19 protein-coding genes are annotated in these 22,463 nt (G+C 49.2%); 11 read left to right on the top strand and 8 right to left on the bottom strand.

The window, feature by feature from the left end; translation table 11 throughout:
• Positions 1-160: 160 nt before the first annotated feature.
• Together mobB and mobA are read right to left on the bottom strand one after the other, a co-directional pair.
• Positions 161-667, bottom strand: coding sequence for a molybdopterin-guanine dinucleotide biosynthesis protein MobB (gene mobB, locus WBL83_RS16820; protein WP_424590221.1), 507 nt, complete (start codon positions 665-667; stop codon positions 161-163).
• A complete protein-coding gene (gene mobA, locus WBL83_RS16815) occupies positions 668-1,297 on the bottom strand; it encodes a molybdenum cofactor guanylyltransferase MobA (RefSeq protein ID WP_424590220.1) in 630 nt (209 codons plus the stop codon).
• A gap of 24 nt (positions 1,298-1,321) precedes the next feature.
• Here mobA and WBL83_RS16810 point away from each other — a divergent pair, with 24 nt between their 5' ends.
• The 3 genes from WBL83_RS16810 (at position 1,322) to dsbA (ending at position 3,310) form a co-directional block, all read left to right on the top strand.
• Complete coding sequence (locus WBL83_RS16810; RefSeq protein ID WP_424590219.1) at positions 1,322-1,591, top strand: YihD family protein; 270 nt, start codon at positions 1,322-1,324, stop codon at positions 1,589-1,591.
• 80 nt (positions 1,592-1,671) lie between these two features.
• The gene (locus tag WBL83_RS16805; protein ID WP_424590218.1) at positions 1,672-2,658 is read left to right on the top strand and encodes a serine/threonine protein kinase; all 987 of its coding nucleotides are present in this window, start codon (positions 1,672-1,674) and stop codon (positions 2,656-2,658) included.
• 28 nt (positions 2,659-2,686) lie between these two features.
• Positions 2,687-3,310: a thiol:disulfide interchange protein DsbA gene (gene dsbA, locus WBL83_RS16800; RefSeq protein ID WP_424590227.1), complete on the top strand. Its 624-nt coding sequence runs from the start codon at positions 2,687-2,689 to the stop codon at positions 3,308-3,310.
• Between the two features lie 12 nt (positions 3,311-3,322).
• Here dsbA and WBL83_RS16795 read toward each other — a convergent pair whose 3' ends face one another.
• Entirely contained in the window at positions 3,323-4,228 is a 906-nt protein-coding gene (locus WBL83_RS16795) for an acyltransferase (protein WP_424590217.1), read from the bottom strand.
• Between the two features lie 444 nt (positions 4,229-4,672).
• On the opposite strand from WBL83_RS16795, the gene polA reads away from it, so the two are divergent.
• Positions 4,673-7,465 (top strand): DNA polymerase I, encoded by a 2,793-nt coding sequence (gene polA, locus WBL83_RS16790; protein WP_424590216.1) that lies wholly within the window; start codon positions 4,673-4,675, stop codon positions 7,463-7,465.
• Between the two features lie 294 nt (positions 7,466-7,759).
• Here the strand turns inward: polA and yihA are convergent, their stop codons facing one another.
• Positions 7,760-8,419 carry a ribosome biogenesis GTP-binding protein YihA/YsxC gene (gene yihA, locus WBL83_RS16785; protein WP_424590215.1) on the bottom strand — a complete coding sequence of 220 codons (660 nt, stop codon included), beginning with the start codon at positions 8,417-8,419 and terminating at the stop codon, positions 7,760-7,762.
• 586 nt (positions 8,420-9,005) lie between these two features.
• Here yihA and yihI point away from each other — a divergent pair.
• Together yihI and hemN are read left to right on the top strand one after the other, a co-directional pair.
• Entirely contained in the window at positions 9,006-9,521 is a 516-nt protein-coding gene (gene yihI, locus WBL83_RS16780) for a Der GTPase-activating protein YihI (RefSeq protein WP_424590214.1), read from the top strand.
• Between the two features lie 149 nt (positions 9,522-9,670).
• On the top strand, positions 9,671-11,044 hold the full coding sequence (hemN, locus tag WBL83_RS16775; protein WP_424590213.1) for an oxygen-independent coproporphyrinogen III oxidase: 1,374 nt from the start codon (positions 9,671-9,673) through the stop codon (positions 11,042-11,044).
• Positions 11,045-11,165: 121 nt separating this feature from the next.
• Here the strand turns inward: hemN and glnG are convergent, their stop codons facing one another.
• From glnG to glnA, 3 genes are all read right to left on the bottom strand, one after another.
• Entirely contained in the window at positions 11,166-12,575 is a 1,410-nt protein-coding gene (gene glnG, locus WBL83_RS16770) for a nitrogen regulation protein NR(I) (RefSeq protein ID WP_424590212.1), read from the bottom strand.
• Positions 12,576-12,583: 8 nt separating this feature from the next.
• Complete coding sequence (gene glnL / locus WBL83_RS16765; RefSeq protein WP_424590211.1) at positions 12,584-13,633, bottom strand: nitrogen regulation protein NR(II); 1,050 nt, start codon at positions 13,631-13,633, stop codon at positions 12,584-12,586.
• 186 nt (positions 13,634-13,819) lie between these two features.
• Positions 13,820-15,229: a glutamate--ammonia ligase gene (gene glnA / locus WBL83_RS16760; RefSeq protein WP_424590210.1), complete on the bottom strand. Its 1,410-nt coding sequence runs from the start codon at positions 15,227-15,229 to the stop codon at positions 13,820-13,822.
• A gap of 377 nt (positions 15,230-15,606) precedes the next feature.
• Between glnA and typA the strand changes: the two genes are divergently transcribed.
• From typA to fabY, 5 genes are all read left to right on the top strand, one after another.
• Positions 15,607-17,433: a ribosome-dependent GTPase TypA gene (gene typA / locus WBL83_RS16755; RefSeq protein WP_424590209.1), complete on the top strand. Its 1,827-nt coding sequence runs from the start codon at positions 15,607-15,609 to the stop codon at positions 17,431-17,433.
• Positions 17,434-17,842: 409 nt separating this feature from the next.
• The gene (yihX, locus tag WBL83_RS16750) at positions 17,843-18,439 is read left to right on the top strand and encodes a glucose-1-phosphatase (RefSeq protein ID WP_424590208.1); all 597 of its coding nucleotides are present in this window, start codon (positions 17,843-17,845) and stop codon (positions 18,437-18,439) included.
• Positions 18,436-19,308, top strand: a complete 873-nt coding sequence (locus WBL83_RS16745) for a virulence factor BrkB family protein (RefSeq protein WP_424590207.1) — start codon at positions 18,436-18,438, stop codon at positions 19,306-19,308. The genes yihX and WBL83_RS16745 overlap by 4 nt, the downstream gene beginning before the upstream one ends.
• A complete protein-coding gene (dtd, locus tag WBL83_RS16740; protein WP_064541860.1) occupies positions 19,305-19,742 on the top strand; it encodes a D-aminoacyl-tRNA deacylase in 438 nt (145 codons plus the stop codon). The genes WBL83_RS16745 and dtd overlap by 4 nt, the downstream gene beginning before the upstream one ends.
• A gap of 44 nt (positions 19,743-19,786) precedes the next feature.
• Entirely contained in the window at positions 19,787-20,728 is a 942-nt protein-coding gene (gene fabY, locus WBL83_RS16735) for a fatty acid biosynthesis protein FabY (RefSeq protein WP_424590206.1), read from the top strand.
• Positions 20,729-20,738: 10 nt separating this feature from the next.
• On the opposite strand, the gene WBL83_RS16730 is transcribed toward fabY, so the two are convergent.
• Positions 20,739-22,421: an AsmA family protein gene (locus WBL83_RS16730; RefSeq protein ID WP_424590205.1), complete on the bottom strand. Its 1,683-nt coding sequence runs from the start codon at positions 22,419-22,421 to the stop codon at positions 20,739-20,741.
• Positions 22,422-22,463 lie beyond the last annotated feature (42 nt).

The following is a 22,463-nucleotide window of genomic DNA, read 5'->3' as shown; positions in this document are numbered from 1 at the left end:
TCAAGTGAAAAGCCCTGTACTGACGTACAGGGATTTTTGCTGTCTGTGACAAAATTGTCTGGAACAATTTGAACGCCGTTTACGGCGGCCCCTCCGGGGCGAGTATCCGGATGATACGAGTAATTTATAAAAAAAAAGCCCGCTACAACGCAGGCAAGACTCATTTACTAATCCAATCAGCAATAAAATCAGCAGTCTGGATGGGTAAATTAATATCCAGAACGGGAATTGTTGCATTCGGGATCGGGACATCACTCGAAATGGCAATAACATTGCTGTCGATTTCCAGCTCATCAATGCTATGCGAGAGTCCTGAACGATAAAGCAGGATTTTAGGTATCGCTTCATGCTTAAAACCTTCAACCAATATTAAATCGATTGAGGTTGTGTCCATTCGGCTGGCAAGCCAGTGTAAATCCAGTTTTTCTTGCTCAGGCGTTTCAGTCATTAATGCCCAACGCTTATTGTTGGCCACAATCGTTTGTGCCGCCCCGGCTTTTCGCAATTCGTAGCTATCCTTGCCAGGTTTATCGACATCCACATCATGATGAGTATGTTTGATTAGCCCAGGACGGATCCCTCGTTGAATGAGTAAAGGGATCAGTTGCTTAAGAAGCGTTGTCTTACCGGTACCACTCCAGGCGGCAATAGCGATTAAAGGTATCATCTATTTTCCTTCCCATTGGGCGAGATCATCAGGTGAATTCACGTTGATGAAGTTTTGCATCTGGTTCGGGAATAGAACGGCACGACCGCCAGACTGTCGTAAAAAATACATTACCCGCCGCTCGCCCGAAGCCAGATAATTCTCCAGCGATGCTGCAAGCTTCTTATGCATAAGAGCGAGGGTAGGATGATCTCGTTCACCATCATTAACCCATACGGCACAAGACCCCCCTTTCTGCTCCCAAAGTTTTTCTACCAGATGGTCCGGGATATTGGGCGTATCACAAGGGCAAAATAAAAACCACTCGCCGTCGAGTTTCTGCATGGCTGACAGCATTCCAGCTAACGGGCCGGGAAAATCAGGCAAAGTGTCACTCAAAACGGGTAACCCAAGAGACTGATATGCATCAATATTTCTATTAGCGCTGATCACCACATTATTGACTTGAGAAGCGAGTTTTCTGATGACATGCTCAACCAATGGCCGGCCATTCAAGCATATCAGCCCTTTATCCCTGCCCCCCATTCTCGTGGCTCTTCCTCCAGCCAGAACCACACCAGTCACTTCCGTTAAACATCTCACTAATATCGCCTCTTTTAATGTGGGTTTGAGCCTGCTAACGTGTGTCATCTCTCATGTGAAAGGAGCACAATCATGAAATGTAAACGTCTTAACGAACTGCTCGAGCTACTTCAGCCCGCATGGCAGAAAGAGCCGGATCTCAACTTGATTCAATTTTTGCAGAAACTCAGCAAAGAGTCAGGCTATACCGGTGAATTAACTGATCTCACTGATGACGTGCTTATTTATCATCTGAAAATGCGTGATTCTGCGAAAGATGCTGTTATTCCTGGAATTCAGAAAGACTTTGAAGAAGATTTTAAGACTGCATTATTACGCGCACGCGGCGTAATTAAAGAGTAAAAGCTTGTAAGCCGGCCCACTTTAACGGCGATGAAATGTTATCCTAATCTATTCGTATTTACAGTTGGTTGGTTGGCTGGATGACAGACAGCGCTTTCAATTTTCAAACACTACATCCGGATACCATCATGGATGCCCTGTTCGAACAGGGTATACGGGTGGATTCCGGCTTGACCCCATTAAACAGTTTTGAAAACCGCGTCTATCAGTTTCAGGACGAGGATCGTAAACGTTATGTGGTTAAGTTTTATCGCCCTCATCGCTGGTCACCTGAGCAGATAGAAGAAGAGCATCAGTTTGCACTAGAGTTGCTGGCTGATGAGGTTCCGGTCGCCGCTCCCCTGCATTTCAACGGCAACACGCTATTACGCCATAACGGGTTTATGTACGCCGTGTTCCCGAGCCTGGGGGGAAGACAGTACGAAACGGATAACCTTGATCAGATGGAGTGGGTGGGCCGCTATCTTGGCCGTATCCATCAAACCGGTCGGCGTAAGCCATTTTCGGCGCGTCCTGAGATGGGTTTAAATGAATACTTATTTGAGCCGCGCGAACTCTTTGAGCATACACTTCTGATTCCATCTGCCCTCAAGAAGAGTTTTCTTAGCGCAACAGATGCATTAATAGCAGAAGTTAAACTTCGTTGGCATACCGATTTTCAGCCATTAAGACTGCATGGCGATTGCCACCCAGGGAACATCCTCTGGCGTGATGGCCCATTGTTTGTCGATCTGGATGATGCCCGAAATGGCCCGGCAATTCAGGATATCTGGATGCTTCTCAATGGTGACAAAGCCGAGCAGAGAATGCAGCTGGAAATGATTGTCGAAGCATATGAAGAATTTGCCCCATTTGATTCAGACGAAATTGCACTCATAGAACCTTTACGTGCAATGCGGATGGTCTATTATCTCGCGTGGATAATTCGACGCTGGGATGATCCCGCTTTCCCCAGAAATTTTCCGTGGCTTACAGACGAAGATTACTGGCGAAGACAAACTGCGACTTTTACAGAGCAGGTACGGGTTCTGCGTGAACCACCACTAACATTAACGCCAATGTATTAATCAGTATTTATTCAGGAGAGATTTAATGATGAAAAAGATTTGGCTGGCGCTGGCGGGGATGATCCTGGCATTCAGCGTGTCTGCCGCGCAATTTAAAGATGGAAAAGAGTTTATTACTTTAGAAAAACCGGTCGCAGGTGAGCCGCAAGTTTTAGAGTTCTTCTCCTTCTACTGCCCACATTGTTATCAATTTGAAGAAGTTCTTCATGTCTCTGATACTGTGAAGAAAAAGCTGCCAGAAGGCACCAAAATGACTAAATACCATGTTGAGTTCCTCGGCCCATTGGGCAAGGATTTAACTCAGGCATGGGCTGTTGCGATGGCATTGGGCGTGGAAGACAAAATTACCGCTCCAATGTTTGAAGCGGTGCAGAAAACTCAGAAGGTTCAAAACGTTGCTGATATCCGTCAGGTGTTCATCGATGCTGGTATTAAACCTGAAGAGTACGATGCTGCCTGGAACAGTTTTGTTGTGAAATCACTGGTTGCTCAACAAGAAAAAGCTGCAGCAGATCTGCAATTGCAGGGCGTTCCAGCGATGTTCGTAAACGGCAAATATCAGTTGAATCCACAGGGCATGGACACCAGCAATATGGACGTGTTCATTCAGCAATATGCTGCTGTAGCCAAATTCCTGGTAGAACAGAAATAGTAAAAAAGCCGGTCATTGACCGGCTTTCTTCTCTTGCTTGATGTCCGTCAGCAGCTCGTCTTTTTCATGCCACAACCCATTCAACCATTGTTGGAAGCGACGCTTAAAAGCTTTGTCATTCACATAATCGCCATGCAGATCCTCTGCAATCGGCACCAGTGACACCCTCACCACAATTCGCGTCATTTTCCCGGTCAGCATGTCATAAAAGGGTTTTTGTGCATTTTCAGGATAACAAAGCGTCACATTCAGCAGCTTATCGAACTGTTCCCCTAACACATTGAGAGCCATAGCGATCCCTGCTGCTTTTGGTGGAAGCAGGTTTTTAAACGCTGAACGAGTCTGTATGCGCTTATCTTTAGTGAATCTAGAGCCTTCGACAAAATTCACAATGGTCGTTGGATGGGAGCGGAATTTTTCACAAGAACGGCGAGTGGTTTCGACGTCTTTACCACGCTGTTCCGGATGACGTAATAAATAGCCGCGCGAGTACCGTTTCATAAAAGGCATATCTAATGCCCAACAAGCCAGGCCCATAAATGGCACCCAGGCGAGCTGTTGTTTTAAAAAGTACTTATTCATTGGGATATGTTTGCGGAACAGCACGCACAAAATGACGATATCCGCCCAGCTTCGGTGATTACAAATCAGTAGATACCAGTTTTTCTTGCTGAGTTCGTTGAGACCCTCAACATCCCATTTCAGATGTGGGTTCAGCCTGAGCAAAAAGGCTAATCCTTCGCACCAGCAATACATCATGAAATCAGCAAATACCGAGATTGAGCGCCATATGACAGGTATTGGGAGAAGCAGTTTGATGATGCCGGCAATAATAATAGGTACTGAGCAGGCGACAGTGACCACGATAGTAAGAGCGACACTCAGAATCAAAGTTATCGCGGCGAATAATCTCGACATAAATAAAATTTTCAGATGGTTAAAGGGGGGCGGGCGCTGGGAATAGGATAATAGGGCCGAATTTTATCAGAATTTTATCACCAGCGATGAGGCTAAAACTGCTAATAAAAAATCCACATACCAAAGACTTTGAATAATATCGGTCTAAAACATAATTTATTTTTATATCCACATTTGTCGATCATGAGCAATATGTCTTCTAAGTGGATAGACAAATTGTAATTCATTGAAAAACATTGATATTTATGGGGCTGATGATTTCCTTCTGAACGAGCAATCAATTGCTTAAAGAATTATGCACAAACTTATCCACAATATTGATCTTGAGGCCGATCTCGAAGATCAACAAAACTTTTCACCTTATCTTCCTCAAAAGTTCATGTTTTCAGCCAGGCTATGGCATCCTTTACCGATAAACTAAAACCAGTCACGGAACGGAACATTATGGTTCAGATCGCGCAAAACCCACTTATCCTCGTTGATGGCTCCTCTTATCTCTATCGTGCCTATCACGCCTTTCCACCGCTGACCAATAGCAAAGGTGAACCGACAGGGGCAATGTACGGCGTACTGAACATGCTGCGTAGCTTACTGTTGCAGTACCAGCCGACTCACGCCGCTGTGGTGTTTGATGCTAAAGGTAAAACCTTCCGTGACGAGTTGTTTGAGGATTACAAATCACACCGCCCACCCATGCCTGACGATCTTCGTGCGCAAATAGAGCCTCTCCATGCGATGGTGAAAGCCATGGGTTTGCCTCTGCTAGCGGTTTCAGGTGTCGAGGCCGACGATGTTATCGGCACGCTGGCGCTTGAGGCGGAACGTGTTGGACGTCCGGTACTGATTAGTACCGGTGATAAAGACATGGCGCAGCTGGTGACTCCAGGCGTTACGCTTATCAACACTATGACGAACACAATCCTTGGCCCGGAAGAAGTTCGCACTAAGTATGGCGTGCCTCCAGAGCTGATTATCGATTTCCTGGCTTTAATGGGCGACTCATCCGATAACATTCCTGGTGTCCCGGGCGTGGGTGAAAAGACCGCACAGGCGCTACTGCAAGGTTTAGGTGGACTGGACGCGCTGTATGCCAATCCAGAAAAAATCGCAGAGTTAACGTTTCGTGGCGCGAAAACCATGGCGGCGAAACTTGAGCAGAGCAAAGACCTTGCCTACCTCTCCTATAAACTGGCTACCATCAAAACGGATGTTGAGCTCGAGCTAGGTTGCGAGCAATTAGAAGTGCAGCAGCCGGCCGATGAAGAGTTGCTCAGCTTGTTCAAACAGTACGAATTTAAACGCTGGATTACGGACGTTGAAGCGGGCAAGTGGATGCAGGCTAAGGGCGCGAAACCGGCAGCCCAATCACCTAAAACCATTGTTATTGAAGCTGAAGTTGAACCGGAAGAGCCAGCCAACGCACTTTCTTATGACAACTACGTCACCATTCTTGATGAAAGCGTGCTGGAAGAATGGATCACCCGGCTGAAGAAAGCGCCTGTCATTGCTTTTGATACGGAAACCGACAGCCTGGATAACATCAGTGCGAACCTGGTGGGGCTTTCATTTGCTATCGAGCCGGGTGTTGCGTGCTATATCCCTGTCGCACATGACTATTTAGATGCTCCGGTGCAAATTACTCGCGAGCGTGCCCTGGAGCTTTTGAAGCCATTGCTTGAGGATGAAAGCCTCCTTAAAGTCGGGCAGAACCTGAAGTATGACCGCGGCATCATGCAGAACTACGATATTGAGCTGCGTGGAATTGCGTTCGATACCATGCTCGAGTCCTACATTCTTGATAGCGTGGCTGGTCGCCATGATATGGACAGCCTGGCGTCTCGCTGGTTGAAGCACACCACCATCACCTTCGAAGAGATTGCCGGTAAAGGTAAAAAGCAGCTGACCTTTAACCAGATCGATCTTGAGCAAGCTGGACGTTATGCCGCAGAAGATGCAGATGTGACCTTGCAGTTACACCTTAAAATGTGGCCAAAGCTTGAGAAGCGTGAAGGACCATTAAGCATCTTTAAAAATGTCGAAATGCCGCTTGTGCCGGTGCTGTCACGCATTGAACGCAATGGTGTCAAAATCGATCCTGCTATTTTGCATACTCATTCTGAACAACTGACAAAACGCCTGGCGGAGCTGGAAATCCTGGCTCACGACATTGCAGGCGAGCCGTTTAACCTCTCTTCTCCGAAACAACTCCAGACTATTTTGTTTGAAAAGCAGGGCATTAAGCCGCTGAAGAAAACTCCTGGTGGCGCGCCGTCAACTTCTGAAGAAGTGCTGGAAGAGCTGGCTCTGGATTACCCGCTGCCTAAAGTGATTCTTGAACACCGTGGTTTAGCAAAGCTGAAATCGACTTATACCGATAAGCTACCGCTAATGATTAACCCAAAAACCGGACGCGTACACACTTCGTATCATCAGGCTGTGGCTGCGACCGGGCGTTTGTCTTCTACTGAACCGAACCTGCAAAACATTCCGGTGCGTAATGAAGAAGGGCGTCGTATTCGCCAGGCCTTCATTGCTCCGAAAGATTATTTGATCGTTTCTGCCGACTACTCGCAAATCGAACTACGCATCATGGCGCATTTATCTCGTGATAAAGGCCTGCTGACTGCATTTGCCGAAGGCAAAGATATTCACCGCGCTACCGCTTCTGAAGTTTTCGGTACTCCGTTGGAGAGCGTTTCTGGTGAGCAACGCCGCAGCGCTAAAGCCATTAACTTTGGTCTGATTTACGGCATGAGTGCATTTGGCTTGTCACGCCAGCTCAATATTCCGCGTAAAGAGTCGCAGAAGTACATGGATCTTTATTTTGAGCGCTACCCAGGCGTGCTGGAATACATGGAGCGCACCCGTAAGCAGGCGAAAGAGCAGGGGTATGTCGAAACGCTGGACGGGCGTCGTTTGTATTTACCGGACATCAATTCTAGCAATGCGGCACGTCGTGCTGGTGCTGAACGTGCGGCTATCAACGCCCCTATGCAGGGAACGGCGGCGGACATCATCAAACGCGCGATGATAGCGGTTGATGCCTGGCTTGAGAAAGATAAACCACGCGTAAAAATGATCATGCAGGTACACGATGAATTGGTATTTGAAGTTCATCAGGATGATCTGGATGCCGTATCGAAGAAAATCCACGAACTGATGGAAGGCAGCATGAAACTGGATGTGCCGTTGCTGGTGGAAGTTGGGAGTGGTGCAAATTGGGATGAAGCGCACTAATTTGAAGTGAGTTCTGTAACTAAAGAACATAAGTCATAGCTTTTTGTGATGATGCTTCAAGATTGGTGTGTAAAGGGTGAAAAAAAACTACAAAAAGTACTTTTTCATCCGAATAAAAAGGAGTAGAGTTATTTGCGTAGGGTACAGAGGTAAGATGTTCTATCTTTCAGACCTTTTACTTCACGTAATCGGATTTGGCTGAATATTTTAGCCGCCCCAGTCAGTAATGACTGGGGCGTTTTTTATTGGGCGCGAGTCAGAAAAAAGCACGGATGAACCGTGCCTGTTCCAGGTTTATTCCCCAGAGGTTTCGTCGTCGTCTTCTTCTACACTGTCTTCTTCGGTTGCTGGTGGGATATCGTTGTACCAGCCATCAAGCTTATGACGCAGCACATCAACACCGATTTTCTTCAGTGAAGAAAACGCCTCAACCTGAATGTCACCGTTAAAGTCCACCACTGCGGCGCGCACCATATTTAACTGTGCTTTACGAGCGCCGGAAGCCAGCTTGTCAGCCTTGGTTAATAGCAACATCACGGGAATGTTGCTGGCAACAGCCCAGTGAATCATCTGCTGATCAAGGTCTTTAAGCGGGTGACGGATATCCATCAACACGACTAAGCCTTTCAGACTATTACGCTTTTGCAGATACTCGCCGAGCGCACGCTGCCATTTCAGTTTTACTTCTTCCGGTACTTCGGCGTAGCCGTAACCCGGTAAATCCACCACTCGTTTGCCTTCAGCGACTTCAAACAAGTTGATGAGCTGAGTACGGCCTGGTGTTTTACTGGTTCGCGCCAGTGCCTTCTGATTGGTCAGCGTATTTAATGCGCTAGATTTCCCTGCGTTAGAGCGGCCTGCGAAAGCAACCTCAATACCGGTATCAGAAGGTAAATGGCGAATGTCCGGTGCGCTAAGCACGAAGTGGGTCAGTTGATAATTCCAGTTTGTCAAAACGGTTGTCTCCCTCAGGATGAGCATTGTGGGGGATTATACCTGAACATGGGGAAAACGCCGTGTTTCTCGGCAATGCTTACAGGATTACAGAAATCCGCCCGAGGTTTGTAGGACATTGACCATTCAATCTGACAGACAACGCAGTATTGATTGATGCAGACATAATTAAAAGATTAAACATAACAGTTGGTTATGCTTGTTTTGCAGGATTATACAAATGCCTTAACACAAATAGTCATCTTGTAGAATTAATGGGTAAGAGTAAAGTTAGCGGCACAGGCAAAGGAGAGCCACAAAGGATAGCAACTCAGGATGAGGGTTCAGGATCGTCAGGAAGGCGAAGAACCAGGAAATTGCCAGGAGGCAACGTCAGGAGACGTTTAATAAGGACAAGGATTTACACGGAAGTTGTTTGCAAAGGAAAGACAGGGCGTCGAGCGCAAACAGGGATTGTGTGACCAGATAAAGGTCCAGAGACAAGAAAAAGGCGACAGGTTAACCTGCCGCCTTTTTTCTTTGCTTGCTTTCTGCTAGATTCCGCCGCAATTCTATACTGAATAAAAACGGCTCAAGACAAATTATTATGAAGCAACAAAACTCAGCAGTACCTGGTTCTAAACCTTCAAAAGCACGCCGCAAAACGCGTGAAGAGCTTGATCGTGAAGCTCGCGATCGCAAACGTGACAAAAAGCACAGTGGCCACGCTGCGGGTAGTCGCGCAACGGGCGGTACACAAGCGAAAAGTGGAAGTGGCAGCAGTCAGGCTAAAGATCCGCGCATTGGCAGTAAAAAACCAGTCGCCCTGGGCGTAACTGAAGTCCAGGTCAAAAAACCTAAACAGCAGAAACCTAAAAGCGAGAAACCTATGCTAACACCGCAGGCTGAGCTGGATTTGCTGGAGAATGATGAACGCCTGGATGCGTTACTGGAACGTCTTGAAGAAGGTGAAACCCTCAATGCAGAAGAGCAGGCCTGGGTGAACGCTAAGCTTGATCGCATCGATGCACTGATGGCAGAACTCGGTATCGCTTACGATGATGACGAAGAAGAAAAAGAGAAGGGTGATGATCTGATGCGCTTGCTCAAGGGCACGGACTAACGGTCTACCTCAATGGGATTACCTGTTCTTTTCGTGGTTATTCCGCTGGTGTGTTATCTGCTATGGTTATTCGTTAAACTACGGCGGTTGTCGCGATTACAAAAATCGTTGCGCCGTCAACGAATGCGGCATCACCGGAGGGAGTGAGTATGTCTGAGCAGTTAATCGATTGGGATCTGGCCCTGATCCAGAAATATAATTATTCAGGGCCGCGTTATACCTCTTACCCCACCGCGCTGGAGTTCTCAGAAGACTTCGGCGAGGCGGCGTTTCTACAAGCAGTGGCTCGTTACCCTGAGCGCCCGCTGTCGCTGTATGTTCATATCCCGTTCTGCCACAAACTGTGCTACTTCTGCGGCTGCAATAAAATCGTCACTCGCCAGACCCATAAGGCTGATCAATACCTTGATGCGCTTGAGCAAGAGATTGCCCATCGTGCACCGCTCTTTAAGAGCCGTCACGTCAGTCAACTGCATTGGGGTGGTGGGACACCCACTTATCTCAGTAAAACCCAGATAAGCCGTTTGATGGGGCTTCTACGTGGTCATTTTAATTTCAATGAAGACGCCGAGCTGTCTATTGAGATCGATCCGCGTGAAATCGAGCTTGATGTGCTGGACCACCTGCGTCAGGAAGGTTTTACCCGCCTGAGTATGGGAGTGCAGGATTTCAACAAAGAAGTTCAGCGTCTGGTAAACCGTGAGCAAGATGAAGAGTTTATCTTCGCCTTGATTCAACGCGCGCGCGAACTGGGCTTCACATCGACCAATATCGATTTGATTTATGGTCTGCCAAAACAGACACCAGAAAGTTTTGCTTTCACGCTCAAGCGTGTTGCTGAGTTAAGCCCACATCGCCTCAGCGTATTTAACTATGCGCATTTGCCGACGTTGTTTGCGGCGCAGCGCAAAATTAAAGATGCCGACTTACCGAGCGCCCAGCAGAAACTCGATATTCTGCAAGAGACCATCAACTCCCTCACTGCCACTGGCTACCAGTTTATTGGTATGGACCATTTCGCACGTCCAGATGATGAACTGGCGATTGCCCAGCGCGAAGGGAAGTTGCACCGCAATTTCCAGGGTTACACCACGCAGGGCGATACGGATCTGTTGGGGATGGGCGTTTCCGCCATCAGCATGATTGGCGACTGCTACGCGCAGAACCAGAAAGAGCTGAAAACATATTACCAACAGATTGATCAGCAAGGCGATGCGCTATGGCGCGGCCTGGCATTAACCCGCGATGACTGTATTCGCCGTGACGTTATCAAAGCTCTGATTTGCAACTTCCAGCTTAACCTTGCAGAAATTGAAGAGCTTTGGGATCTGAATGCAGAAGAGTATTTCGCAGAAGATTTGAAATTGCTGGCGCCGCTCGCGAAGGACGGGCTGGTGGATATAGACGGCAAACACATTCAGGTTACGGCAAAAGGTCGCCTGCTAATCCGAAATATCTGCATGTGTTTTGATAGTTACTTGCGCCAGAAAGCGCGACTGCAGCAATTCTCCCGCGTTATTTGATTTGGTCGGATGACGCTGGTTTATCCGACCTACAGGTGAGTTACGTTTGATCTTGTAGGGTGGATAAACGCAGTGTCATCCACCAAAATGCTGGATGACATTGGCTTATCCCCTGCAATTTCTACTCCATTCCCAACTCTTTGAGCTTACGCGTCAGGGTATTACGTCCCCAACCCAGCAGCCTTGCAGCTTCCTGCTTATGCCCTTGCGTGTGGCGTAACGCAGTTGTCAGCAGTGTGCGCTCCATTTCTGGCTGAGCCTCAGAGAGTAAGTTCTGATGACCGGAACGTAACGCCCGATCTGCCCATTGCGCCAGTAATGTTGCCCAACTATCGGACTGAGAATGCGCCGGGCTATCGGGAATCGTGGTCTCGAATAGCTCTGCAGGTAAGTCCTGAATCAACACTTCCTGGCCCGCCGCCATGACCGTCAACCAGCGACAGGTATTTTCCAGTTGACGAACGTTTCCAGGCCACGCCAGACGCGTTAACGCTGTTTCTGTTTCGGGATGGAGCAGCTTTGCTTCCACACCTAACTCCTGCGCCGCATCCTGCAAAAAATGGCGAGCCAGACGTGGAATATCTTCACGGCGTTCACGCAGCGGAGGCAAATGCACGCGAATGACGTTCAGGCGATGGAATAAGTCCTCACGGAATTTCCCTTCCTGCACGCGCAACTCCAGATTCTGGTGAGTCGCAGCAATAATCCGCACATCAACTTTGACAGGCGCATAGCCGCCAACACGATAAAACTGACCATCCGCTAACACGCGCAGTAAACGCGTTTGCACATCAAGTGGCATATCACCAATTTCATCGAGGAACAGCGTGCCGCCGTCGGCTTGCTCAAATCGGCCCTGGCGAATTTGATTAGCCCCGGTAAACGCCCCTTTCTCATGGCCAAACAGCTCGGACTCAATCAAATCCTTGGGGATTGCGGCCATATTCAGCGCGATAAAAGGTGATTTCACCCGTGGGCTATGGCGATGTAAAGCATGTGCAACCAGCTCTTTACCAGTACCGGATTCGCCGTTAATCAGCACACTTATTGATGACCGGGACAAGCGGCCAATAATACGAAACACATCCTGCATGGCAGGGGCTTCACCGATGATATCGGTCGTCGGCCCAAAAACCTGCACATTACGCGGTTGCTGTTGTTCCTGATAATGGCTGATGGCGCGCTCAACGAGTGCCACGGCTTCATCAATATCAAAAGGTTTTGGCAGGTAATCAAATGCCCCTTGTTGATAGGCGCTCACCGCTGCTTCAAGGTCTGAATGAGCCGTCATTATGATGACTGGCAACATCGGGTGGCGTTGTTTAATCTGCTTTAGCAGCGCCAGACCATCCATGCCGGGCATGCGAATATCAGATAACAAAACGTCCGGGGTTTTGGTTGCAAGAGCATTCAGGACTTCATTGCCACTTTCAAATGTGGTGCAGCTTAAACCAGCCCCTGTCAGAGCGCGTTCCAGCACCCAACGGATGGAGCTATCGTCATCAACGATCCAAACTATCCCTCGTTGCATAAAGACCTCTACTTACGAATAGGCAGGTAAACCGAAAACTCGGTATGACCTGGCCAACTGTTAAATTCGATTTTTCCCGAATGCTGATCGATCAAGTTGCGTGCAATAGAAAGACCTAACCCCGTCCCTCCTTCACGTCCGCTCACCATTGGGTAGAATAGTGTGTCCTGCAGATGGGCCGGAATACCCGGACCGTTGTCTTCAACATCAATGCGTGCAGCCAGGCGATAACGAGTGCCGTGCAGCGTAATTTGAAATGCGGTACGCGTGCGTAACACAATCTCACCACCGTCACTGCCCAACGCCTGAAGCGCGTTACGCACAATATTCAGTAAAATCTGTTCAATTTGGTCGGGGTCATGCGCCAGCTCAGGCAAACTTGGGTCGTAATCTCTCACCAGAGTCACATTCGCTGGCAACTCCATCGACACCAGTTTCATCACACGCTCTGTGACTTTATGAATGCTTTCAGTGACGTGCATTCCTGGTTGCTGCGGGCCTAACAGCCTGTCCACCAGATTACGTAGGCGGTCAGCTTGCTCAATAATCACCTTGGTGTATTCAGTGAGCGAAGGGTCAGGTAAGGCTTTTGCCAGTAATTGCGCCGCGCCGCGTAATCCACCCAGTGGATTTTTAATCTCATGCGCCAGCCCACGAACTAAGTCACGAGCGGCAATTTGCTGCGCTTGCTGTAACTGTTCCTGACTTAAACGTCGTTGATTATCCATCGGCGCCATTTCCATCAGGATGAAACCTTCAGGTAAACGTTGTGCAGTCAGAGAAAGAATATGGGAGCGGCTATCGATAACCAGCGTGACTTCGTTATCGGTAAAACCCTGGCCTGCAGTCAGACTTTCCTGCATCAAGCCAACATTGAGTGAAAAGTAACTCAACAGGTCTGGTAGTGGTGTGCCGTACAGCTTGCGCGAACTTTGCGCCAAAAGTTGCTGTGCAGCCGGGTTGGCGTAATGCACCGCCAGCTCGTCATCGACCAGTAAAATGCTGTTGATTAAAGAATTCAGGATCTGCCCAGCATCAGGCAGCGTGCCGGTTGCCATACAGCAGTCTCCGATAATTTGCACAATGATGGTGCATTATAGTTTCCTGCGTGCAAAAGATATTGTTGCAGCAGGTTATTTGTGGAGAAAAAAGCCCATCAGAGATGGGCTAAAAGTTTCCACGGCAACAATCATCAGCGACTTTCACGTCGCAGCTGCGACATAAAATTCGCTGAGCTTTAGATCTTAAACGCTGTAGTACAGTTCGAACTCGACTGGGTGTGGAGTCATACGCACACGGTCGTTTTCTTCAAGACGCAGCGCGATGTATGCATCAATTGCGTCATCAGTGAACACGCCACCCGCAGTCAGGAACTCACGGTCTTCGTTCAGGCAGTTCAGTGCTTCTTCCAGAGAGCCAGCAACTTGTGGGATCTCTTTTGCTTCTTCTGGAGGCAGGTCATACAGGTTTTTGTCCATCGCTTCGCCCGGATGGATTTTGTTCTTGATACCATCAAGACCAGCCATCAGCAGCGCTGCGAAGCACAGGTACGGGTTAGCCGCTGGGTCTGGGAAGCGCACTTCGATACGACGTGCTTTCGGAGACGCAACCACTGGGATACGGATAGAAGCAGAACGGTTAGCCGCTGAGTAAGCCAACATAACTGGAGCTTCGTAACCCGGGACCAAACGCTTGTAGGAGTTGGTGGTTGGGTTAGCCAGGGCGTTGATTGCTTTAGCGTGCTTGATAACACCGCCGATGTAGTACAGCGCTTGCTCAGACAGGCCAGCATATTTGTCGCCAGCGAACAGGTTTACACCGTTCTTAGACAGAGACATGTGGCAGTGCATACCGGAACCGTTATCACCAAACATTGGTTTTGGCATGAAGGTCGCAGTTTTGCCGTATGCGTGAGCAACGTTGTGCACGACATATTTGTAAATCTGAATTTCATCTGCTTTTTTGGTCATGGTGTTGAAGCGGGTAGCCACTTCGTTCTGACCAGCAGTTGCCACTTCGTGGTGGTGAGCTTCAACAACCAGGCCCATTTGCTCCATGGTCAGACACATTGCAGAACGCAGGTCCTGAGCTGAGTCAACGGGTGGAACCGGGAAGTAACCGCCTTTAACAGCAGGACGGTGACCTTTGTTGCCGCCTTCGTATTTAGTACCAGTGTTCCATGCAGCTTCGATATCATCGATAGCAACGTGGGAACCAGAAATTGAGCTACCAAAACGAACGTCATCGAACAGGAAGAACTCTGGTTCTGGCCCGAAGAGAACGGTATCCGCAAGACCGGTTGAACGCAGGTAGTCTTCTGCACGCTTAGAAATGGAGCGTGGGTCGCGGTCGTAGCCTTGCATGGTGCCCGGCTCAAGAATGTCGCAACGGATGATCAGAGTTGAATCAGCGAAGAACGGGTCAATGACAGCGGTAGATGCGTCTGGCATCAGAACCATGTCAGATTCGTTGATACCTTTCCAGCCACCAATCGAGGAGCCATCAAACATTTTGCCTTCTTCGAAGAAGTCAGCGTTCACCTGGTGAGCAGGGATAGTGACGTGCTGTTCTTTGCCTTTGGTATCAGTGAAGCGCAGATCGACAAACTTCACTTCATGTTCATTCAGCATCGTCAATACGTGTTCAGCGGACATACTTAAATCTCCCGGATTGGTCATTGTCGTCGTGGTAACGAGGTGTTCAAAACTTTCTTCGTTTGGCTATTCGCCCTGAAATGATTAAAGCGAAATCTGTGCCAACTTTTAAATTACCCTAAAAAGGCGCTATCATGCGCACTATAGTGCAAAAGGGATGCACCATGATGGATAGTTTGCACCAATGTAGTGCTTCAATCTGAGATTTGAGCACCATATTGGTGCAATTTTCGTTATGGCTCCCTTTTTTGCTCCGTGAAAGCGATCACAAACCCTTACTTTCAACATTGTTTGTAAAGGTTCTTTGTGATCCTGTTCTGTCCTTCGATTAATACGTGTACAATAACGCGCTATTTCTAAATGCCTGAGGCAAAGTTGTGATCGAAAATCTGCGTAATATCGCCATCATCGCGCACGTTGACCATGGTAAAACTACCCTGGTTGATAAGCTGCTGCAGCAATCTGGTACTTTCAGTAACGAACGTGCTGAAGCTACTGAACGCGTGATGGACTCCAACGATTTGGAGAAAGAGCGTGGGATTACCATCCTCGCTAAAAACACCGCTATCAAATGGAATGACTACCGTATCAACATCGTTGATACCCCTGGGCACGCCGACTTCGGTGGTGAAGTTGAACGTGTAATGTCCATGGTAGACTCCGTTCTGCTGGTCGTTGATGCAATGGATGGCCCAATGCCGCAGACGCGCTTCGTAACCAAAAAGGCATTTGCCCATGGTTTGAAGCCGATTGTTGTAATTAACAAAGTTGACCGTCCTGGTGCGCGTCCTGACTGGGTTGTTGATCAGGTGTTCGACCTGTTCGTAAACCTGGAAGCTACCGACGAGCAACTCGATTTCCCAATCATCTATGCATCTGCATTGATGGGTATCGCGGGTAACGATCACGCGGATATGGCGGAAGACATGACCCCGCTGTACCAGGCGATTGTTGACCACGTTAAAGCACCAAGCGTTGACCTTGATGGTCCGTTCCAGATGCAAATCTCCCAGCTCGACTACAACAACTACGTTGGCGTAATCGGTATCGGTCGCATCAAACGCGGTAAAGTGAAGCCTAACCAGCAAATCACTATCATCGACAGCGAAGGTAAAACTCGTAACGGTAAAGTTGGCAAAGTGCTGACTCACCTCGGTCTGGAGCGTATTGAATCCACCGAAGCCGAAGCAGGCGATATCATCGCGATCACCGGTCTGGGCGAACTGAACATCTCCGACACCCTTTGCGATACGCAAAATGTTGAAGCGCTGCCTGCACTGTCTGTTGATGAACCAACTGTTTCCATGTTCTTCAACGTCAACACCTCTCCGTTCTGTGGCAAAGAAGGTAAATTCGTTACCTCCCGTCAGATCCTTGACCGCCTGAACAAAGAGCTGGTGCACAACGTTGCACTGCGTGTTGAAGAAACCGAAGATGCGGATGCATTCCGTGTATCCGGTCGTGGCGAACTGCACCTGTCTGTTCTTATCGAAAACATGCGTCGTGAAGGTTTCGAACTGGCTGTGTCCCGTCCGAAAGTTATCTTCCGTGAAATCGATGGCCGTAAGCAGGAACCGTTCGAAAACGTGACTCTTGATATCGAAGAGCAACACCAGGGTTCTGTAATGCAGGCACTTGGTGAGCGTAAAGGCGACCTGAAAAACATGAATCCAGACGGCAAAGGCCGCGTACGTCTTGACTACGTGATCCCAAGCCGTGGTCTGATCGGTTTCCGTAACGAATTCATGACCATGACTTCTGGTACTGGCCTGCTGTACTCCACCTTCAGCCATTACGACGATATTCGTCAGGGCGAAGTTGGCCAGCGTCAGAACGGCGTGCTGATCTCAAACGGCCAGGGTAAAGCGGTTGCGTTTGCTCTGTACGGTCTGCAGGATCGCGGTAAGCTGTTCCTGGGTCACGGTGCTGAAGTTTACGAAGGCCAGATCATCGGTATTCACAGTCGTTCTAACGACCTGACTGTTAACTGCCTGACCGGTAAGAAACTGACCAACATGCGTGCGTCCGGTACTGACGAAGCGACTACACTGGTTCCAGCTCAGAAAATGACTCTTGAGCAGGCTCTGGAGTTCATCGATGACGACGAACTGGTAGAAGTTACTCCACTGTCCGTACGTATTCGTAAACGTCACCTGACAGAAAACGACCGCAAACGCGCGGGTCGTGGTAGCAAAGAAGCGTAAGTTTCTTTCCTGCAAAGCATTGAAGCCCTGCCTGCAAAGGTGGGGCTTTTTTTTGCTCTGTTGCTCGCAGTATCGTAGGGTGGATAAGCGCCAGCGTCATCTACCAACCCTTCAACTAATCAATGATTTGCATAAAACGATGTTCATTTAACTTATAAAAAAGTCCCATGTGGTGTCTGAGTCGGTGGCTAAGGAATAGCACGACTAGCACAGTAAGCGTCGCAAAGGATAATACCTGGCGATGTAACCGTGAAATATCAGGCATTGGCTTTTCATAGCGGTTATCTTGCGGTCACGTTTCACTGATTAACGATCAAGCTCGCATTCGTTGAGCTGCTGTTGTAACCCGCACTATCCACCTTCTCTGATAACCGCTACAGTTATTTGTCCATACGCAAAGGAGAGGCTCATGCTGTATATCTTTGATTTAGGCAACGTCATTGTTGATATCGACTTCAATCGCGTGATGGGGGTATGGAGCGATTACAGCCGTGTACCGCTAGCGAATTTGCAAAAAAGCTTTGTGATGGGGGATGCGTTCAAGCGTCACGAGCGTGGGCAAATCAGTGATGAAGAGTTTGCCGAAACGGTCTGTGAAGAGATGGGCATGGCTCTGAGCTTCGACCAATTTTCTGCTGGCTGGCAGGCTGTCTTTGTTGGGATACGCCCTGACGTCATTGCGGTGATGAACAAGCTTCGCGAACAAGGGCATCGCGTTGTTGTGCTCTCCAATACTAACCGTTTACACACCTATTTCTGGCCGGGGGAATATCCGCAAATTGCTGAGGCGGCAGATAAAATCTACCTGTCTCAGGAAATGGGTATGCGTAAACCGGATGTAGAGATTTATCAAAAACTCCTCGAAACAGAAGGTTTTTCTGCGAGTGAGGCAGTCTTTTTTGACGACAACGCCGATAATATTAAAGGAGCTCAACAGTTGGGTATCACCAGCATTTTGGTGACCGGAAAAGACACCGTACCTGGCTACTTCGCAAAAGGCCTATGATAAAAGACGTTAGTCGCAAAATGAGTCACAAACTCAGCCCCTGTATTGCCTGGGGAAAATTGCTCTGGCACCGTATCGACCAGGACAATATGACCACGCTTGCAGGGAACCTTGCCTACGTATCATTGCTCTCGCTGGTGCCTCTGGTTGCAGTGGTGTTTGCACTGTTTGCGGCATTCCCAATGTTTGCCGACGTCAGCGTTCAGTTACGGCATTTTGTATTCTCAAACTTTCTGCCCGCAACCGGCGATATCATCCAGCGTTACATCGAACAGTTTGTTGCTAACTCAAATAAGATGACGGCGGTGGGAGCTTGCGGGCTGATTGTCACCGCATTATTGCTGATGTATGCCGTCGATAGCGCACTTAATACCATCTGGCGCAGCACGCGCATCCGGCCAAAAATCTACTCTTTTGCTGTTTACTGGATGATTTTAACCCTTGGGCCTTTGCTGGCTGGGGCGAGTCTGGCGATTAGCTCGTATCTGCTGTCGTTGCGCTGGGCGACGGGTTTTAACAGCACGATTGATATCGTGTTGCGGGTTTTCCCATTGCTGCTTTCCTGGCTGTCATTTTGGATGCTCTATAGCATTGTCCCCACCACAAGGGTTCCGGTGCGTGATGCATTGATTGGCTCGCTGGTGGCCGCCCTTTTATTTGAGCTGGGCAAAAAGGGCTTTGCTCTGTACATCACTATGTTTCCCTCTTACCAATTGATTTACGGCGTATTAGCCGTGATCCCCATTTTATTCGTCTGGGTCTATTGGACCTGGTGTATCGTATTGCTCGGCGCCGAAATTACTGTCACTCTCGGCGATTACCGAAAACTTCGCATCGAATCACAGCAGGAAGAATTGGAAGAACCATGATTGCATTAATTCAGCGCGTCACCCACGCTCGCGTCACCGTGGCGGGTGAAGTGACGGGTGAAATTGGCCCAGGACTTTTAGTGTTATTGGGTGTCGAAAAAGAAGATAACGAACAGAAAGCGAATCGCCTTTGTGAACGGGTTTTGGGTTACCGTATTTTTGGCGATGAAAACGACAAAATGAACCTGAATGTACAGCAAGCGGGTGGCAGTGTGCTGGTGGTTTCGCAGTTTACCCTCGCAGCCGATACCGAACGCGGTATGCGTCCGAGTTTCTCGGGTGGTGCTGCACCACAACTTGCTGAAGAGTTGTATGAATACTTTGTTGAACGCTGTCGACAACAAGGCATCGTAGCCGAAACAGGACGCTTCGCCGCAGATATGCAGGTAAGCCTGACCAACGATGGTCCTGTGACGTTTTGGCTACAGGTCTGAGTCCACAGCATTTACGGTCCCGCGTAACAAGAGAGAGTACATGTATGTATCACCTTCGCGTACCGCAAACCGAAGAAGAGCTTGAGCTCTATTACCAGTTTCGCTGGGAGATGCTGCGAAAGCCTCTGCATCAACCCAAAGGCTCCGAGCGTGACGCCTGGGATGCCATGGCTCATCACCAAATGGTGGTGGATGAAGAAGGGAATATTGTTGCCATTGGCCGCTTGTACATTAATGCCGATAACGAAGCGGCTATCCGCTTTATGGCGGTTCACCCGTCAGTACAAGATAAAGGGCTGGGCACGCTGGTCGCGATGACGCTTGAGTCTGTCGCACGCCAGGAAGGGGTCAAACGTGTGGTGTGTAGCGCACGTGAAGATGCCGTAGAATTTTTTGCCAAGCTGGGTTTTGAGAATCAGGGCGAAATCACCACGCCTTCAACGACGCCTATTCGCCATTATTTGATGATTAAACCGGTTGCCTCGCTGGATGACATTCTCCATCGGGCTGACTGGTGCGGGCAGCTTCAACAAGCCTGGTATCAGCATATTCCATTAAGTGAAAAAATGGGTGTGCGTATCCTGCAATACACCGGGCAGAAATTCATTACCACCATGCCGGAAGCAGGCAATCAAAATCCCCACCAGACGTTATTTGCGGGCAGCCTGTTTTCTCTGGCCACGCTGACGGGCTGGGGATTGATCTGGTTGATGCTCCGCGAACGTCATCTCGGCGGCACGATTATTCTCGCCGATGCGCACATCCGATATAGCAGCCCGATCACCGGAAGGCCGGGAGCGATTGCCGACCTGGGTTCATTAAGTGGCGATCTTGACCGTCTGGCGCGTGGCCGCAAAGCTCGCGTTGCGTTGCAAGTTGAGCTTTATGGCGATGATACTCAGGGCGCTGTTTTTGAAGGGGTCTATCTGGTGCTGCCAGCTAAACCTTTTGGCCCTCTCGAAGAGGGAGGGAATGAGGAAGAGTAATCCCCGCCGCTTAAGCGCCGGGAACTTCTCCATTCTGCATAGTTTGTTGCACTTGTTTGCCATCGTTTCCGGTGGCTTGCAATGTACCGTTCACCGTCGGTTTCAGAGGTGTTTGCGCTGCCAGGCTGCCAGTCACGGAAAGCTGTAAATTGCCATTACCTTGTATCGGCAATGCCGGCCATCCCCATTGTTGCAACACGTTTACTGGCACTGCACGCCCTCGAAGATTGACCGCAGCGTTACGCTGCGGAGCCTGCGAAATGGCGCCCGTCGCTTCCAGCATCCCTTCACCCGCGAAAGCACTCAGCTCAGTAATCGAAATCTGACTATCTGTGGCAGTCACCGAAATGGACGGACGACGCACATCTACACGATTGAAGGTAGCTGAGGCGGCATTCAGCGTGGCGTTACCGCTCCAGATCCCCCACTGACTGTTGCGTACCGCTTCAAGATTATTTGCCGTACCGTCCAACGCGGTGAACTGGAATGGGAAGGCCGGATCGATATCGATAACCAGATTTCGGTTCGCCGACAGCTTTTTAATTGTCACTGATTGCAGCCATTCCGGCAGCGGCTTCATCCAGCGAGTTTTCCAGTCTTCCGGCAGCGTGTATTCAATCCCGGCAAAAACCAACTCATCGAGTGCCAGTTTTTTCTCATTGCGTAACCAAACGCCTGAGGCGCGAACCATTCCTCTTTCCCAACGCGAAGTGAACTGGCGTAACGTGGCGGTTTGCGCGTTAAAATCGATATTCACAATGGGATCATTAAGATGCAAATCGCCATTGATAAAGTCGCTGGCATTCATCGACAGCCGCCCGTCATCACTTCGCCACCCCCCATCTGCCAGGGTCAGGTTGCGCAAACTCAGGTCTAAATCTGTGGCCGCCCAGTCTTTACCTTCCAGCCGCGCATCAGTCACTTCCAGGCTATCAATTTTCAGCGAAGGGACGGTGGAGAGCGGAGCCAGGAAGTCGGTAATAGATTTTTCCGTTTGCAGCCGAATGTCGTTCAAACGCAGGCTACCAATCTGCCAGGAACCGTCCGCAAGACGATTAGCGTTGCCCGTGAGCGAGCCGCGAGCCATATCCGCACCAATGGTCGAGAGCGTCACCTGTTCGTTATTAATCGCTCCCTGCAACAGGACGTTGGTGGCGGGAACGCCGTTGAGTGTCATTGAGCCCGCGCTAAATTGAATATCTGCGGTCTTCCCCAGAACTTTGCCTGGCTCTGGTTGCCATGGCATTACGCCACCGTTAACGCGTTGCGCGTGTAAATCCCATTCCGTATTGGGACTGTTAAGCGCCATATCGTTTAATTGCAGCATGTCCGCCTGGAATGGCAGCGGTGCGGCATTCGGGCTGATATTTAGGGTGCCGTTTTGTAGCAGGATCTTGTCGAAGTGCATGGGCTCTGAAATCTGCCGTGAGCTCAGGCCGATATCAATGTTTTGCGCAACCAGCGTGGCAGGCTGGCCTTTACGTCCAAAAGTGACATGGGTCAGATTGATGTGCATGGGTGATGCCCAGCGGTGATCCATCTCTTCGAAAGAGAAGGTGTAATCACTTTTTTCATTGACCCAACTGCTGACCTGGGTCGCTCCCCAGCGAGTTTGTAGCAAAAGGTACGAGGCGATTAACGCAACCAGTACAACAACCAATAACGCAACAATTAGCTTTCCGAGAAATTTCATTGTCTTCCATCCCATGAAGTTTCGGTAAGGGAGTTATGCCCC

The sequence above is a fragment of the Buttiauxella sp. genome (assembly GCF_049686335.1).
Classification (GTDB): Bacteria; Pseudomonadota; Gammaproteobacteria; order Enterobacterales; family Enterobacteriaceae; genus Buttiauxella.
The sequence above is the reverse complement of the archived record's forward strand: the minus strand, read 5'-3'. Positions and strand labels throughout refer to the sequence as shown.

What these genes read in the sequence shown, in the direction of transcription:
- mobB (WP_424590221.1), bottom strand. Translation starts at nt 667, where the DNA reads ATGATACCTTTAATCGCTATTGCCGCCTGGAGTGGTACCGGTAAGACA.
- mobA (WP_424590220.1), bottom strand. Translation starts at nt 1,297, where the DNA reads ATGACACACGTTAGCAGGCTCAAACCCACATTAAAAGAGGCGATATTA.
- WBL83_RS16810 (WP_424590219.1), top strand. Translation starts at nt 1,322, where the DNA reads ATGAAATGTAAACGTCTTAACGAACTGCTCGAGCTACTTCAGCCCGCA.
- WBL83_RS16805 (WP_424590218.1), top strand. Translation starts at nt 1,672, where the DNA reads ATGACAGACAGCGCTTTCAATTTTCAAACACTACATCCGGATACCATC.
- dsbA (WP_424590227.1), top strand. Translation starts at nt 2,687, where the DNA reads ATGAAAAAGATTTGGCTGGCGCTGGCGGGGATGATCCTGGCATTCAGC.
- WBL83_RS16795 (WP_424590217.1), bottom strand. Translation starts at nt 4,228, where the DNA reads ATGTCGAGATTATTCGCCGCGATAACTTTGATTCTGAGTGTCGCTCTT.
- polA (WP_424590216.1), top strand. Translation starts at nt 4,673, where the DNA reads ATGGTTCAGATCGCGCAAAACCCACTTATCCTCGTTGATGGCTCCTCT.
- yihI (WP_424590214.1), top strand. Translation starts at nt 9,006, where the DNA reads ATGAAGCAACAAAACTCAGCAGTACCTGGTTCTAAACCTTCAAAAGCA.
- hemN (WP_424590213.1), top strand. Translation starts at nt 9,671, where the DNA reads ATGTCTGAGCAGTTAATCGATTGGGATCTGGCCCTGATCCAGAAATAT.
- glnG (WP_424590212.1), bottom strand. Translation starts at nt 12,575, where the DNA reads ATGCAACGAGGGATAGTTTGGATCGTTGATGACGATAGCTCCATCCGT.
- glnL (WP_424590211.1), bottom strand. Translation starts at nt 13,633, where the DNA reads ATGGCAACCGGCACGCTGCCTGATGCTGGGCAGATCCTGAATTCTTTA.
- glnA (WP_424590210.1), bottom strand. Translation starts at nt 15,229, where the DNA reads ATGTCCGCTGAACACGTATTGACGATGCTGAATGAACATGAAGTGAAG.
- yihX (WP_424590208.1), top strand. Translation starts at nt 17,843, where the DNA reads ATGCTGTATATCTTTGATTTAGGCAACGTCATTGTTGATATCGACTTC.
- WBL83_RS16745 (WP_424590207.1), top strand. Translation starts at nt 18,436, where the DNA reads ATGATAAAAGACGTTAGTCGCAAAATGAGTCACAAACTCAGCCCCTGT.
- dtd (WP_064541860.1), top strand. Translation starts at nt 19,305, where the DNA reads ATGATTGCATTAATTCAGCGCGTCACCCACGCTCGCGTCACCGTGGCG.
- fabY (WP_424590206.1), top strand. Translation starts at nt 19,787, where the DNA reads ATGTATCACCTTCGCGTACCGCAAACCGAAGAAGAGCTTGAGCTCTAT.
- WBL83_RS16730 (WP_424590205.1), bottom strand. Translation starts at nt 22,421, where the DNA reads ATGAAATTTCTCGGAAAGCTAATTGTTGCGTTATTGGTTGTTGTACTG.